General features: G+C 34.5%; 16 protein-coding genes. 3 read left to right on the forward strand and 13 right to left on the reverse strand.

Going from position 1 to position 14334, the window contains the following annotated elements:
• Positions 1 to 185 (forward strand): IS3 family transposase (locus tag IYQ91_RS08765; protein WP_195673609.1); only part of this gene is annotated, 185 nt, incomplete at its 5' end.
• 85 nt (positions 186 to 270) lie between these two features.
• Here IYQ91_RS08765 and IYQ91_RS08770 read toward each other — a convergent pair.
• The 8 genes from IYQ91_RS08770 to yfmF form a co-directional block, all read right to left on the reverse strand.
• Entirely contained in the window at positions 271 to 891 is a 621-nt protein-coding gene (locus tag IYQ91_RS08770; RefSeq protein WP_003031567.1) for a LysM peptidoglycan-binding domain-containing protein, read from the reverse strand.
• Positions 892 to 1047: 156 nt separating this feature from the next.
• Positions 1048 to 1842, reverse strand: coding sequence for an energy-coupling factor transporter transmembrane component T family protein (locus IYQ91_RS08775; RefSeq protein ID WP_126467985.1), 795 nt, complete (start codon positions 1840 to 1842; stop codon positions 1048 to 1050).
• Complete coding sequence (locus IYQ91_RS08780; protein WP_003026778.1) at positions 1835 to 2674, reverse strand: energy-coupling factor transporter ATPase; 840 nt, start codon at positions 2672 to 2674, stop codon at positions 1835 to 1837. The genes IYQ91_RS08775 and IYQ91_RS08780 overlap by 8 nt, the downstream gene beginning before the upstream one ends.
• Entirely contained in the window at positions 2659 to 3486 is an 828-nt protein-coding gene (locus IYQ91_RS08785) for an energy-coupling factor ABC transporter ATP-binding protein (protein ID WP_195673610.1), read from the reverse strand. The genes IYQ91_RS08780 and IYQ91_RS08785 overlap by 16 nt, the downstream gene beginning before the upstream one ends.
• A 1-nt stretch (position 3487) precedes the next feature.
• Positions 3488 to 4027: a CDP-diacylglycerol--glycerol-3-phosphate 3-phosphatidyltransferase gene (gene pgsA, locus IYQ91_RS08790; RefSeq protein WP_003026786.1), complete on the reverse strand. Its 540-nt coding sequence runs from the start codon at positions 4025 to 4027 to the stop codon at positions 3488 to 3490.
• Positions 4028 to 4037: 10 nt separating this feature from the next.
• Entirely contained in the window at positions 4038 to 4859 is an 822-nt protein-coding gene (gene rodZ / locus IYQ91_RS08795) for a cytoskeleton protein RodZ (RefSeq protein ID WP_195673611.1), read from the reverse strand.
• Positions 4860 to 4917: 58 nt separating this feature from the next.
• The gene (yfmH, locus tag IYQ91_RS08800; RefSeq protein ID WP_106100822.1) at positions 4918 to 6213 is read right to left on the reverse strand and encodes an EF-P 5-aminopentanol modification-associated protein YfmH; all 1296 of its coding nucleotides are present in this window, start codon (positions 6211 to 6213) and stop codon (positions 4918 to 4920) included.
• Positions 6213 to 7460 carry an EF-P 5-aminopentanol modification-associated protein YfmF gene (gene yfmF, locus IYQ91_RS08805; RefSeq protein ID WP_324252992.1) on the reverse strand — a complete coding sequence of 416 codons (1248 nt, stop codon included), beginning with the start codon at positions 7458 to 7460 and terminating at the stop codon, positions 6213 to 6215. The genes yfmH and yfmF overlap by 1 nt, the downstream gene beginning before the upstream one ends.
• A 175-nt stretch (positions 7461 to 7635) precedes the next feature.
• Between yfmF and yaaA the strand changes: the two genes are divergently transcribed.
• A complete protein-coding gene (gene yaaA / locus IYQ91_RS08810; protein ID WP_106100824.1) occupies positions 7636 to 8016 on the forward strand; it encodes a S4 domain-containing protein YaaA in 381 nt (126 codons plus the stop codon).
• A gap of 1 nt (position 8017) precedes the next feature.
• Positions 8018 to 9115, forward strand: a complete 1098-nt coding sequence (recF, locus tag IYQ91_RS08815) for a DNA replication/repair protein RecF (protein WP_106384229.1) — start codon at positions 8018 to 8020, stop codon at positions 9113 to 9115.
• 88 nt (positions 9116 to 9203) lie between these two features.
• Here the strand turns inward: recF and guaB are convergent, their stop codons facing one another.
• From guaB to IYQ91_RS08840, 5 genes are all read right to left on the reverse strand, one after another.
• Positions 9204 to 10685 carry an IMP dehydrogenase gene (guaB, locus tag IYQ91_RS08820; RefSeq protein ID WP_049506746.1) on the reverse strand — a complete coding sequence of 494 codons (1482 nt, stop codon included), beginning with the start codon at positions 10683 to 10685 and terminating at the stop codon, positions 9204 to 9206.
• Between the two features lie 129 nt (positions 10686 to 10814).
• The gene (trpS, locus tag IYQ91_RS08825) at positions 10815 to 11840 is read right to left on the reverse strand and encodes a tryptophan--tRNA ligase (protein WP_106100826.1); all 1026 of its coding nucleotides are present in this window, start codon (positions 11838 to 11840) and stop codon (positions 10815 to 10817) included.
• 81 nt (positions 11841 to 11921) lie between these two features.
• Positions 11922 to 12917 carry a UDP-glucose 4-epimerase GalE gene (galE, locus tag IYQ91_RS08830; protein WP_195673613.1) on the reverse strand — a complete coding sequence of 332 codons (996 nt, stop codon included), beginning with the start codon at positions 12915 to 12917 and terminating at the stop codon, positions 11922 to 11924.
• 20 nt (positions 12918 to 12937) lie between these two features.
• Positions 12938 to 13627, reverse strand: coding sequence for a triose-phosphate isomerase (locus tag IYQ91_RS08835; RefSeq protein ID WP_106384232.1), 690 nt, complete (start codon positions 13625 to 13627; stop codon positions 12938 to 12940).
• 21 nt (positions 13628 to 13648) lie between these two features.
• Positions 13649 to 14188 (reverse strand): NAD(P)H-dependent oxidoreductase, encoded by a 540-nt coding sequence (locus IYQ91_RS08840; protein WP_195673614.1) that lies wholly within the window; start codon positions 14186 to 14188, stop codon positions 13649 to 13651.
• Positions 14189 to 14334: the final 146 nt, after the last annotated feature.

A 14334-nucleotide genomic window follows, 5' to 3' on the forward strand; every position in this document is an offset into this window, starting at 1 on the left:
TGATGGAGTCCTTCTTTGGCATCCTCAAATCGGAGATGTTCTACGGTTATGAGAAGAGTTATCAATCGCTTGATGAGCTGGAGAAAGCTATTGCAACTTATATTGTTTATTACAACAATAAACGGATCAAAACTAAACTAAAAGGACTTAGTCCTGTGCAATACAGAACTAAATCCTTTCACTAATATTTTTTGTCTAACTTTTTGGGGGCAGTACATTTTTTACTCAATGGTTCGTCTTTTTGTTTACTCATTTATCATAAAATTTTGCTTAATAGTTCCAAGCTGAAAGACCTTGAGCATTATAAGCACGGTAAGCAGCTTGAATCTGATCATCTACTGTTGCTGTTGAACCCCAACCTGGCATAGTTTGGAAAAGACCACTAGCTCCTGATGGGTTATAAGCATTTACTTGTCCGTTTGATTCGCGAGCAATAATATGCTCCCAAGTTGATGCTGGGACACCTGTCAATTCTGCCATACGAGCAGCCGCATAAGATCCCGTAGCACCAGCAGTATTTCCATTAGGAAGAACAACATTTGAAGAAGTGCTTGCTGTAGCTGGTTGCGAATAAGTAGTAGAAGCAGCAGGTGCGTTATATGTCACATCTTCATAAGTTACAGCTTCTTCTGTTGTAGTTTCTGTTGAAACTTCTGAATTTTTCTCTTCATCAAGTTCTAAAATTTGCCCAACTTTAATCAAGTCAGGATTTTCAATTCTATTGAGCTCAACAATTTTTTCAACTGATGTATTTTTTTCTTTAGCGATTTCTGATAAAGTATCACCTGATTTAACAGTATAAGATTCAGCACTTGCAATAGCTCCTGTTGCAAAAAAAGCAACTGCCGTAAAAAGTCCTGATAAAGTCCATTTCATTGATTTTGTATTCATGTATATATCAATTTCTCCTTTTTTCGTATAATACTATATTACACATAAAATATTACTATAATCTTATAATTGTATTACAAAGATTACAGAAATATTGATTTTATACGCAAAAAACGCCCTTCAAGACGTTTTTTAGCTAACAATAATATAAGTTTTTTAACTTTTTAAGAAAGATAACATCAAACCTAAGGCAAACATAATAAAAATAGAAAAAGTATCTGCTTTTTTCCATCTCAATTGACGATAACGACTTCTTCCTACACCACCTTGATAGCCTCTCGCTTCCATAGCAGTCGCCAAAGCATCTGCACGTTTAAAGCTAGAAGCAAATAACGGAATTAAAATAGGGATAATTGATTTTACTTTTTGAACAATATTTCCTTCACCAAAATCAACCCCACGCGCCCTTTGAGCATTCATAATCCGTGTCGTATCATCCATCAAAGTAGGAACGAAACGTAAACTCATTGATAACATCAACCCTATTTCATGAACGGGCACTTTTAATGCTGCTAAAGGCTGCAATAATGATTCAACTGCGTCTGCCAAACTAAGTGGCATTGTTGTTAAAGTTAATAGGGTAGAAAAAATAATAATCAAAAGAAAACGACTAAAAATGATACCCGCCTGAGCCAGACCTACTTCAGTAATTCTAATAAAGCCAAATTGAAATAAAGTCGTGCCACCAGATGTAAAAAATAGTTGGAATAAAGTGGTAAAAGCAATCAAAAAGACCATAGATCTTAATCCTTTAAGGAAAAAACCTAAAGGAATTTTGGAAAGTCCAACTAATAACATTGTAAAGACGAATAATAGTCCATTGGTTACAATATTATTTGCCAAAAAGATAATTAAAATAAAGAGAAACATTGACAAAAGTTTGCTGCGAGGATCTAGTCGATGAATGATTGAATTTCCAGAAACATATCGCCCTAAAATCATACTATCCATGTAGTAACTCCTTAAATTCTTTTATGGTGATAGGTAAATACGGAAGAGTTAGCCCTCTATTTTTTAATTCTTGTGCAAATTTTGTAATTTTGGGAACTCCTAGTTGAATACTTTCCATAAATGCTACAGCTTGAAAAACTTGCCGAGGCTCTCCGCTTTTGACTAACCTTCCTTTTTCCATCACATAGACCGTATCTGCAAAATTAGCGACATCATCCATCAAATGCGTTACCAAAACAATGGTCATTCCTGTTTCATGTAATCGTTTAAATAAACTCATCAATTCTTTTCGTCCAGCAGGATCTAAACCCGCTGTTGGCTCATCCAATACAAGAATATTTGGTTCCATGGCTAGAATACCAGCTATGGCTACTCGACGCATTTGTCCACCAGACAGTTCAAATGGGCTACGTTCAAATAATTCTTCTGAAATTCCAACAAGAGTTAACTTTTCACGTGCTACACGTTCAGCGTCTTCCTTTGATACTCCAAAATTTTGTGGACCAAAAGCAACATCTTTTAAAACGGTCTCATCAAAAATCTGACTTTCAGCAAACTGAAAAACTAGGCCTACCTTTTTACGTACTTGTTTAATATCCTTGTTTATAGATGTCGAAGTAATTTTGACATCATCAATCACGACACTTCCTTCAGTTGGCACTAGAAGCCCATTCAGCAATTGTAAAATAGTTGATTTTCCACTACCCGTATGACCAACCAAAGCAGTATATGAGCCATCTTTTATTTCTAAATTGACTTCAAAAAGGGCAGGACTCTCAAAAGGAGTGCCTGCTTGATAAGTATAACTTACATTTTCTAAAGTGATTCCCATAAATAATCCTGCAATTCTTTTTCTGTTAAATAGCGCTCTGGCAATTGAAAGCCTGAATTCAGCAAAGTTTCTTTTACTTGATTTGTAAAAGGTTCATCTAAACCTAAATTTTCTAAATCCGCTCGTGAGAAAAGCTCACTTGGTGTGCTGGTTGATTCCACCTGACCTTCCTTCATCACCAAAACTCGGTCACTAAGAGCTACCTCATCCAAATCATGCGTGATAGAGATAACAGTCATTCCATGTCGATCTTTAATCTTTTTAACTGTCTGGATCAACTCTAAACGCCCTTCCGGATCCAACATACTAGTTGCTTCATCTAAAATAATGATGTCAGGACGCAAAGCAACCACACCAGCAATAGCCACGCGCTGCTTTTGTCCACCAGAAAGCCTTGCAGGTTCACGTTCTTTAAAATCTTGCATTCCAACAATGTCTAATGCTTCTTGAACTCTGTCAAACATCGTTTGGTAATCCATCCCTTGATTTTCCAAACCAAAGGCAACATCATCCTCAACAGTCGCCCCTACAAATTGATTATCTGGATTTTGAAAAACCATCCCAATATGCCGCCGTTTTTCCCAGATATTTTCAAAAGTTAATTTATCTCCATCAATGATAATCTCGCCACTTTCTGCTTCCAACAAGCCATCTATTAAACGAATCGTCGTAGACTTGCCACTGCCATTATGCCCCACAATAGACAGCCACTCTCCTTGTTTCACGTGAAACGTCACATCTTTAAGGATATAACTATCTACATGATTATCGTATTTATACTTTAAATGCTGAACTTCAATGATATTTTTCATATTATCTAAATGTGTCTTTAAAGAGATAAGCACTTCCTTTGAAGTAATCATAACCTGAATAAATCGTAAAAATCAATGCGATATATAGCAAAACTTGTCCTAGCAGTGTCCAGTGCAATAACAGAAAAATAATGGAAAACATCTGCGTAAATGTTTTTATTTTCCCAGGCATCGCTGCTGCTAAAACTGTTCCTCCAGTTTCAACCAACAATAGCCGCAAACCTGTCACAGCTAACTCTCGACAAATGATAACCGCAACCACCCAAGCAGGTGCCATATTCATTTCAATCAACATAATAAAAGCTGACATGACCAATAACTTATCTGCCATCGGATCAGCAAATTTCCCAAAATTTGTTACAACCTTCCATTTACGAGCCAAATATCCATCCAAATAATCTGTAATGCTGGCTACTGCAAAAATAATCGCTGCAAAGACATGTATTCCAACAGAGTGGCCCAAGGATAGTACTAAAATAAAAATTGGAATTAAAGCAATCCGCAAAAGAGTTAAAGCATTGGGAATATTTTCTTTTTTCATTTTCTTTTCCTTAACTATTTATTATAAGTGTAATTGTACCTGTCAAACTTGTCAAGCCTGACGTATCAATCTGTTGATTATCAATTGTAATGGTCACACCTTGAACCACACCAAGAGTAATTGTTGAAGCGGTCCCTGGAGAGATTGTAGTTGACACACTTTGATTCTCAGGACTTAATGTTGCACCACCTTCTAAGTCTGTACCTGTAACACTTACCCAACTAGTTGTATCACTAACAGATAGTTTTAAATTGACAGGACCAGTTGCACCTGTCAAGGTTGCTGTCAAGTTGTTACCATTTCCTGATACAATCAAATTTGTCTTTGAACTGCTAGAAGATTCACTAGAAGTTGCCTCACTAGTCGAACTAGAAGAAGTGGTTGTCTGTTTGTTTACAACACTATAACTTGATGAAGGAGTGGTTGTTAATGAGTTATGGTGAACGTATGTCCAAACATAATAACTAACAAAAGATAAAATAGCTAATGCAAGAATCGTCAGATAAAATAATGGTAAAAAAGAAGTTCGTTGTTTTTTTGTTCTTCGACTTCTAAAATTCTCTTCCTCATCAACATCCACTTCATCATAAGTAATCATGCTTCCTTCTTCATAAGCATCAAGAATAATTTGCTCATCTAAATCAACAGCCCAAGCATATTTTCTTAGAAAAGAACGAGCATAAAAGGGACTGGGAAGACGATCAAAATCATCAGCTTCCATAGCTTCCAGTAGCTCTAACTGAATATCTGTTTTCTTTTGTAAATCTTCCAAGCTCATTCCTTGATTAATACGAGCTAACCTCAGGACTTCACCGATTGTTTTCTTTCTCATACACACTAGCCTTCTTTCTATTAAACACTATTTTACCAAATTTCACTAAAATATGAAATCATTTTGGAAAAATAGTGAAATCAATCATTTCACAAGAATCAATAAAATGATGTCCTATTTCAATCACATCAACTAAACTGATTGTCTGTAATATTTTTGGTAAATCAAATAGATTATCCCCTTCTGAAAAGGTTTCGTATTGAGTGGCAATATATTCTAATGAATTCAGTCCATGTAAAAAATCACCAAACATTTCACTTTTTATAATATCAAGATGCTCTTCTGTTACATCAGGGTCTTTTTCAAAATCACGAATCGCAGAACGAAATTGGTGAGACAGAGCAACTGGCTCACTAGTATCCATTGTTAACATCACAAAGTGAAAATCTTTTTCTACTTCAACTTCTAACGATAATGAGTTGTCTATTTTTCCAGCCTCATAAAGCGTTTGAAATCTTTTAGATGTCCAACCAAGCATCATTGCAAATAGTAGTTTTAAAGCAGTCTTATAACGAAATAAATCGGTTCCCGCTAACGATTGACTCCCACGTAATCCGATTGCAAGTTTAGAACTTGCCACTTCCATTCGAACACTCCCAGTAGAAATAACAGGATTTAACGCAAGGGGAAAACGTCTAATCAAACTTTCTTCATCAATTCCCTTCAAAGATTCATGTTGTTCCTGAATAACAGCAATGGTCTTTTCTAAGTCAAAATTACCAATCAGCAGTAAACTCATATTAGATGGATGATAAAAGGTTTCAAAGTTTTCATCCAAATCCTCAACGGTTATTTCTGTAACTGATTCAATGCTTCCTGCAATATCTTCTGCCAATGGAGTGTCTGGATAAAGATTTGCTAAAGTGTGAAAAAACAGGCAATAATCTGGATTGTCTTTGTACATATCAATTTCTTGCTGGATAATTCCCTGTTCACGTTGAACGGATTTTTCTGTGAAATAAGCATTTTCTAGTAAACTTTGCAACAATCTCACATTTTCTAAAACATTGTCCGTCGCCGAAAAAAGATAACTGGTCTTAGTAAAACTTGTAAAGGCATTGCTCTCAGCGCCTAATTCAACAAACTGTTGTAAAAAATCTTGACCATTTTCATCCTCAAATAATTTATGTTCCAAAAAATGTGCAACTCCTGCAGGGTATTGAACAGCTTGATTAGAACCACGTGGAATAAAAGAAGTATCAATTGAGCCAAAATTTGCTGTCATAATCCCATAAGTTTCATTAAAATCTCGTTTGGGTAAAAGAAATACTTTTAGACCATTTCGTAAAGTAGTCTGATAGACTGCTTCTCCAACTGCTGGATAATCCTTCCTCTCCATTTTTAAAGTTTGCATTATTTTCCTTCCATAAAATAAATCGCTTGTAGCCTGAGTTGTGTTGCAGCAACAATGATATCTTCTCGGCTGATTGCTTCTAAAGCATTTAACCAAACAGCAATTGGCATAAATGTTTTCTGCAAAACAGATGCCATATAAGCTTGTTCTATCAACGTATTTTGCCTATCTAAAGAAAGGAGCATCGCATTTCGTAGCATTTTTTTGGTCTGATTTAACGCCTCATCAGTAAAATGTCCGTTTTTTAAATCTGCAATTTGTCGATAAATTAAACTCACTGTTTTTGTTCGATTTTTCCTATCAATTCCAGCATAAATACGCATCATACCCGAAAAAATATCAATACTACTTGAAATTGTATAAGCTAGACCCTCTTTTTCTCGAACATTAACAAATAATTTTGAATGAGCAAAGCCACCTAAAAGTCCGTTTAATACAATAAGAGGGATATGAGTCTTATCACCATATTGAGTAGAAAAATGATATCCTAATTCAACAATAGATTGATGAGCATCTTTTCGCTCCAATGATTCTTTTAAAACATTCGAAAATTCTTGATGATAATGCAGTTGTAAACTAAGTTGACGAGGATGTAAACCAAAGGTTTTCATATATTCACAGACTTCAATCTCATTAAAATCACCCATAAAAAAGATATCAATTTTATCATTTTGAAGCATTTTTTGAAAAATAGCAAAACTACTTTCTGGTGTTTCCTTGTCAACTAAGTCTGGCGTAGCTAAACGAGGAGTTTGCATTTCCTTTTCTGTATAAAATAATTTATTCAGCTCTTGATGTGCGTGATAAAAATGATCTTCACTTTCAGCTTTTAAATCATTGAGTACATTCGTTTTTTCAATTTCAAAAACAGCCTGATTAAAAGCTCCTTCATTCGCTAAAGGTTTTAACAAGCTATCTTTTAAAAAATCAAGTATCTCTCCTGTTAGTGTATTTTTTCGACTTAAAAACGCATCGCTAACAAAAGAGATATTCAAATCCACGTAATGTATTAGTCCTCTGCGTGATAATCCCGTTGAAAAGTTGGCACCATAAAGAGTTGCTAATCGTTCACGAAAAATCTGCGAAGTTGGATAGGCTTCATTAGCTGTTTCAAGCATACTTGCAACCAGCACGCGCCCTGCTATCGTATCCGTAGACATCGGAGCTGAAAACCTCATTCTTATTCGATTCGTTTTAAATTTTTTGGATGTTATAAAATGGAGATCTACTCCAGAAACCAGCTCCATAGTGTCCCTCATGTTCTTTTAATATTGACTTCTATTATATCACGAAACGATTCCTAATTTCTCCTTCAAGCTTTATTCTTTCAACTTAAAACGTTTTCTTAATGGTGTGCTTGTGATAATTCTAATATCATCTTTTCATCTAATTATGATATAATGGCAAAGATCGAGGTGAATTATGAAATATAAATTATTTGATGACTACATCACTCTACAAGCTTTATTAAAAGAAGTCGGAATCATTCAAAGTGGTGGTGCTATTAAAAGTTTTCTTCAAGAAAATCAAGTTTATTTTAATGGAGAGCTCGAAACTCGCCGCGGAAAGAAAATTCACATTGGCGATACTATTACTCTTCCAAATCAAAAATTAGAAATACTGCTGACTGCACCAAATGAAAAGGACAGGGGGGAGCATGAAAAAGAACTTTTAGAAAAAAGACGAGTTGCCACCCTTGTAAAAGAAATGAACAAAAATATCAAAAAAAGTAAATCAACAACAGTAAATCAAAAAGCCAATAAATCTAATAAAAAAGCTCCTATCCGCTTCCCAGGTATTTAATATGTGGTTAAAAAACTTACAAATTCAACATTTTCGTAATTATGAAGCAACTGAAATAGATTTTCATTCTGGTCTCAATATTTTTCTAGGTCAAAATGCTCAAGGAAAAACAAATATCTTGGAAGCTATCTATTTTCTTGCATTGACACGAAGTCATCGAACTCGTTCAGACAAAGATTTAATTTATTTCTCCAAAGATACCCTGAAAATATCTGGACAACTTGTCAAGCAAACTGGAAATATTTCTTTGGAAATTGACTTGACACCTAAAGGAAGAATTACAAAAGTTAATCATCTAAAACAAAGCAAACTATCTGATTATGTTGGAAATATGAATGTTGTTTTATTTGCTCCAGAAGATTTACAGTTGATTAAAGGAGCTCCAGCCCTTAGACGAAAATTTATTGATATAGAATTGGGGCAAATTAAACCAATCTATTTATCTGATTTATCACATTACCACCATGTCTTAAAACAAAGAAATACTTATTTAAAAACAGCCAAAACGATAGATGAGACTTTTTTAACTGTCTTGGATGATCAGTTAGTAGAGTTTGGTTGTCGTGTTATGCAGCATCGGATAGAATTTCTCAAAAAATTAGAGCACTTTGGTCAACAAAAACATTTGGAACTCTCAAGTCATTTAGAAAACTTAACCATTAAGTACTGCTCTTCTGTTCCACTTTCAGATTCCAATAAGTTAAAAGAATCTTTCCAAATTGCATTAAAGCAAAGCCGTAGTAGAGATTTATTTAAAAAAAATACTGGAGTTGGTCCCCATCGAGATGATATTGCTTTTTATATCAATGACATGAATGCCAATTTTGGTAGTCAAGGACAACATCGAAGCGTGGTTTTATCTCTCAAACTGGCAGAAATTGAGCTCATGGAAACTGTTACTAAAGAAAAACCAATTCTTCTACTTGACGATGTTATGAGTGAACTTGACAATAGTCGTCAACTTAATTTACTTGAAACTATTTCTCAAAATATCCAAACATTTATGACAACAACAACTCTAGAACATCTACAAAACATGCCTTCTAATATTAAAATTTTCTCAATTCACGAAGGACATTTAACTGAAGATAAGGTATAAACTAGATATTAACACGCTTTACACGTTTGTAAAGTATGTTAATTATAAAAGCTCTGCAGTAGATAATGCAGAGCTTTTATAATAGATCTTATTGTACAGAATAGTTTGGAGCTTCATTCGTAATTTGAACATCATGAGGGTGGCTTTCTTTCAAACCAGCTCCACTCATTTCAATAAATTGAGCTTTGTCATGTAGCTCTTGGAGATTGGCTGCTCCACAATATCCCATACCAGAACGAACTCCCCCAATCATTTGGAAAACGATATCTGCTGCTGCACCTTTATAAGCTACACGACCTTCAATTCCTTCCGGTACCAATTTATTTGCTTCATTAACAGAACCTTGGAAATAACGATCGCTTGACCCTTTCTTCATAGCTGCAATCGAACCCATTCCGCGATAAGTTTTAAACTTACGACCCTGGAAAATTTCCGTTTCACCTGGCGCCTCATCTGTACCAGCAAACATTGAACCGAGCATGACCGCATTTCCTCCCGCAGCCAGTGCCTTCACAATATCTCCTGAATACTGAATACCTCCGTCTGCAATAATTGTTTTCCCGTATTCACGCGCAACTTGTGCAGCATCATAAATTGCCGTCACTTGAGGTACACCAACTCCAGCAATGACACGAGTGGTACAAATTGACCCTGGACCGATTCCGACTTTCACAACATCAACTCCAGCATCGTATAACGCACGTGCACCTTCTGCAGTAGCAATATTTCCTGCAATCAACGTTCGTTCTGGAAAATGTTCACGAATCTCAGCAATCTTCCGAAGTACTCCCGCTGAATGTCCATGTGCTGTATCAATGACAATAGCATCTGCACCTGCTTCAAATAAAGCTTCTGCACGCTCAAATGTATCAGAAGTAACTCCTACTGCACCAGCAACCAAAAGACGACCATATTCATCTTTAGCTGCATTTGGAAATTCAATTACTTTTTCAATATCTTTAATTGTAATCAGACCAGATAAACGACCGTAGTCATCAACCAATGGCAATTTTTCAATACGATGCTCATGAAGTATCCGCTCTGCCGTTTCAAGGTCTGTCCCAACAGGAGCAGTTACTAGATTTTTACTCGTCATATGCGCTGAGATAGGTTGATTATAATCCGTAATAAATCGCATATCACGATTTGTAATAATCCCAACTAATTTGCGATTTTCAAGCGTTTCAACAACAGGAACACCACTGATACGATAACGTTCCATCAATTCTTCTGCATCTGATACCGTATGAGTCGGAGTCAAGAAGAATGGATCAATGATAACCCCATTTTCTGATCGTTTAACTTTCCGAACTTCATCTGCTTGTTGCTCAATAGACATATTTTTGTGAATAACACCAAGACCTCCAGCACGAGCAATAGCAATGGCCATTTTACTTTCTGTAACAGTATCCATTGCTGCGGTGATAATTGGAATATTGAGTGTCAAATTTTTAGCCAATTTTGTTTGTAAATTCGCATCATTTGGCAAAACATGACTCTCTGCAGGAATGAGTAATACATCATCAAAAGTAAAACCTTTTTTCAAAAATTTAGTGTCCCAGTTAGACATCCACAATTCCTCTTTTCTTTATTGATTGAGCACAGCTCGTATTTATTGTTAATATGATACCATTCTATCTGTATTTGTCAATCACTATTATCTAAAAAACCATCACTTTTAGTGACAGTCTTTCTTAATTTATTTGAAATAATTAATTCCCATAGCAGATTTTACATCAGAAAGAGTCTGACTAGCTACTTGACGTGCTTTTTCGCTACCTTTTTGTAGCATAGTGTAGACTGCTCCCATATCTTTCGAAAATTCAACACGACGTTCACGAATCGGTCCTAACTCGCGCTCTAAAATTTCTAATAAATAGCGTTTTGTTTTCACATCTCCCAGTCCGCCTCGTTGATAGTGTTCCTTCATGGCTGTAATTTCTCGCGCATCTTCTGGACGACCAAACACATCTAAATAATGGAAAACCATATTGCCTTCTATTTTACCAGGATCTTCAATCTTGATATGGTCAGGATCAGTATACATGCTCATCACTTTCTTTTGTAGAGTATCCATATCATCAGATAAATAAATACCATTATTTAAAGATTTAGACATTTTTGCATTTCCGTCAAGCCCCGGCAAACGTCCTGCTGCTTCATTTTGAGGATAAATGCCCTCAGGTTCTACTAAGACATCACAATTATAAGTATAGTTAAAAGAACGTACAATTTCACGAGTTTGTTCAATCATTGGTTTTTGATCATTTCCTACTGGAATATAATTCGCTTTAAAGGCAGTAATATCTGCTGCTTGTGCAATTGGATAAACTAAAAAACCAGTTGGAATGCTTTCACCGAATCCCTTTTGAGCAATTTCTGACTTGACAGTTGGGTTACGTTCCAAACGCGCTAATGACACCAAATTCATATAATACATTGACAATTCTGACAACTCAGGAATTTGACTTTGAATAAAAATGGTTGTCTTTTCAGGATCTAATCCAGCAGCTAAATAGTCTAATGCTACATTTCCAATTGACTCTACAATTGTCTTAGGATCCTTAGCATGATCTGTCAAGGCTTGCTGATCAGCTAAAAATACAAATAATTCATATTTTCCTTCATCTTGTAATAAAACACGATTTCGCAAACTTCCTACATAATGACCAATATGTAATTTTCCTGTTGGACGATCTCCTGTTAAAATAATAGGTTTTGACATCACATTCTCCTTGAATTTTCTTGATAATATTATACCATTTTCAAGAAAAATGTGTAGAAACTATTTCTATACTTCTTAAAATTATTTGACAATTGAATTACCAGCTTTCACACGCCATTTATAATCAGATAATATAATATCTTTCAAAGAATAAGTTGCTTGCCAATTTAAAAATTCTTTTGCTTTAGAGGCATTTGCTAACACACTTGCTGGATCACCAGAACGACGTGCCACAATTTCATGAGGAATTTTTTGCTGTAAAATTTGCTCTACAGTATTGTAAATTTCCTTGACAGTATAACCTTGTTCTGTTCCTAAATTGAAAATCTGTGAAGTTGACGAATCTGTAAACAAATAATCAAATCCCTTTACATGTGCCTGCGCTAAATCTAAAACATGAATATAATCACGAATGCATGAGCCATCTCGCGTTTCATAATCATCGCCATAAATTTTTAAAGCATCATTTTGTCCAAGAGCCGTTTTATTAATATTAGGGATGATATGTGTCGGTTTTTTAACTCTCAAACCATTTGAAGCATCCATAGCAGCGCCAGCAACATTAAAATACCGAAAAATGACATATTTCCAACTATAGCGGTTGGCCATCCAATAAATCATGCGTTCTCCCATCAGTTTTGTCTCTGCATAAGGATTTACTGGATTTAATAGCGTATCTTCATTTGCAGGTTTATCCATACAATTATTGCCATAAACTGAAGCTGTAGAAGAAAATATAATTTTATCAATTCCTACTGCAGATAATACTTTTAACACCTGATTCATACCTGCTACATTTGCCGAAAAATATTTACTGGGATTTTCAATACTTTCACTAACGACTATTTCACCCGCACAATGTAGCACAGCATCAATTTTATAAGATTGTAAATAAGCTTTTAATGCAGACTCATCATAAACATCCAGTTCTTTAAAGCGTGCTCTTACATCCACCGCTTCCCTAACACCTGATGCTAGATTATCCAAAACATGTACATCATAACCAGCATCTAAAAGCGCCTTTACAGTATGAGAGCCAATGTATCCAGCTCCTCCTGTCACTAAAATTGATTTCATTTTTTCTCCCCCTTATCTTTTTACATCAATACAAGAGTATCTTTTAGTAAGTATTGGTGTGTTTCAACCAAGCTTTCAATTCTATCTCCAATAAGAATCCCATCAAATCCAATAGTTAAAATCTGTTCAATATCTTCACGGTTTACACCACCACCAAAAATCAACTGATATGTAAACCCAAACTTTACACTTAAATTATCCAAATAATCTTTTAAATCTTGAAAACTTTCTTCAACATCTGTAAAGGAATAATCTTTTTTTCCTTTTAATGTTGCACTCAATATTTCGTAAGCTACAATAATATGTTTATCCTGAAGATCTAGATCATCTAAATATGTTGCGCATTCAAAAATAGGATTTTCATGATTTCCTACACAAATAATAGGAATAATATCTTTCTGTAAAGCATTGTCAATCTTTGAGCGAATCATTCTTGTTGTTTCATTTAAATACTTTTGCCTTTCTAAATGACCTACAAAAGCATAATTTATATTGTAATGTTTTAAATGTTGAGGCGATAAATCACCTACATTTCTTCCTTTAATTGACAAATTTTGAACTGCAATGTCAAAATGATATACATTATAATCCGGTATGATAGGAGCAATAATCAATTGATGTTGTTTGCTCATTGGTTGATTGAACTTCTCTAACAATTCTAATTGTTGCTTGATTGACATCTGATTTTTAAAATTAAAAACAACTAACACTTTACGCCCCCTTTACACTATTTACAACTCTTTTAAAAAATAATCTTCTATTGTCTGTTTATAAAATTTAAATTGAGGATTTTTCACAACATTATGAAAAGATAGTGTTTTTCTTTTCTTTAAACCACAAAATTCCATGGTCTTATGGAATGAAATCAAAACATCATCTATATTTTTTCCATCAAAAAATGCAGCCGGATTATTAAAAACTTCTTCTGGTGCATTCCAAGTTGTGGACAAGATATATTCTTTATTTTTCATTAAACCACCTTGTCCATAAGTATCTGCAAATGAATAAAATTGACCATATTCAAAGACTTCATCCATATATAATTTCAACTTCCCAGGTACATTAAACCAATAAATAGGAAATTGAAAAATAATCAAATCTGCCCACAAAAACTTATTTCTCTCGTCTATTACATTATAGTCCTCAACTGACGATAATTGCACATCATGATTGTGACGTAATTTATCCAACATAATATTATACAAACTAAAATTTAATTCTCCTTTACAAAAATCATGTTTTTGATAACCATTTACCAATAAAATTTTCATTTTCTCCTCCTAAAAATATTCTAAATTCATTATAAATTTTTGAAATTTCTCTTACTTATCAATATTCTAAAATGTCATATTTTATCCCTGAATCATTTGAAAAAAGTCAAATTTTCTAGTAAAATGAAACTAATTACAGAATTAGG

Source organism: Streptococcus sp. HF-2466, assembly GCF_015594645.1.
GTDB classification, from domain to species: Bacteria; Bacillota; Bacilli; order Lactobacillales; family Streptococcaceae; genus Streptococcus; species Streptococcus anginosus.

Excerpts from the sequence above, each read along its gene's own strand:
- IYQ91_RS08770 (WP_003031567.1), bottom strand. The coding sequence starts at position 891 with ATGAATACAAAATCAATGAAATGGACTTTATCAGGACTTTTTACGGCA.
- IYQ91_RS08775 (WP_126467985.1), bottom strand. The coding sequence starts at position 1,842 with ATGGATAGTATGATTTTAGGGCGATATGTTTCTGGAAATTCAATCATT.
- IYQ91_RS08780 (WP_003026778.1), bottom strand. The coding sequence starts at position 2,674 with ATGGGAATCACTTTAGAAAATGTAAGTTATACTTATCAAGCAGGCACT.
- IYQ91_RS08785 (WP_195673610.1), bottom strand. The coding sequence starts at position 3,486 with ATGAAAAATATCATTGAAGTTCAGCATTTAAAGTATAAATACGATAAT.
- pgsA (WP_003026786.1), bottom strand. The coding sequence starts at position 4,027 with ATGAAAAAAGAAAATATTCCCAATGCTTTAACTCTTTTGCGGATTGCT.
- rodZ (WP_195673611.1), bottom strand. The coding sequence starts at position 4,859 with ATGAGAAAGAAAACAATCGGTGAAGTCCTGAGGTTAGCTCGTATTAAT.
- yfmH (WP_106100822.1), bottom strand. The coding sequence starts at position 6,213 with ATGCAAACTTTAAAAATGGAGAGGAAGGATTATCCAGCAGTTGGAGAA.
- yfmF (WP_324252992.1), bottom strand. The coding sequence starts at position 7,460 with ATGGAGCTGGTTTCTGGAGTAGATCTCCATTTTATAACATCCAAAAAA.
- yaaA (WP_106100824.1), top strand. The coding sequence starts at position 7,636 with ATGAAATATAAATTATTTGATGACTACATCACTCTACAAGCTTTATTA.
- recF (WP_106384229.1), top strand. The coding sequence starts at position 8,018 with ATGTGGTTAAAAAACTTACAAATTCAACATTTTCGTAATTATGAAGCA.
- guaB (WP_049506746.1), bottom strand. The coding sequence starts at position 10,685 with ATGTCTAACTGGGACACTAAATTTTTGAAAAAAGGTTTTACTTTTGAT.
- trpS (WP_106100826.1), bottom strand. The coding sequence starts at position 11,840 with ATGTCAAAACCTATTATTTTAACAGGAGATCGTCCAACAGGAAAATTA.
- galE (WP_195673613.1), bottom strand. The coding sequence starts at position 12,917 with ATGAAATCAATTTTAGTGACAGGAGGAGCTGGATACATTGGCTCTCAT.
- IYQ91_RS08840 (WP_195673614.1), bottom strand. The coding sequence starts at position 14,188 with ATGAAAATTTTATTGGTAAATGGTTATCAAAAACATGATTTTTGTAAA.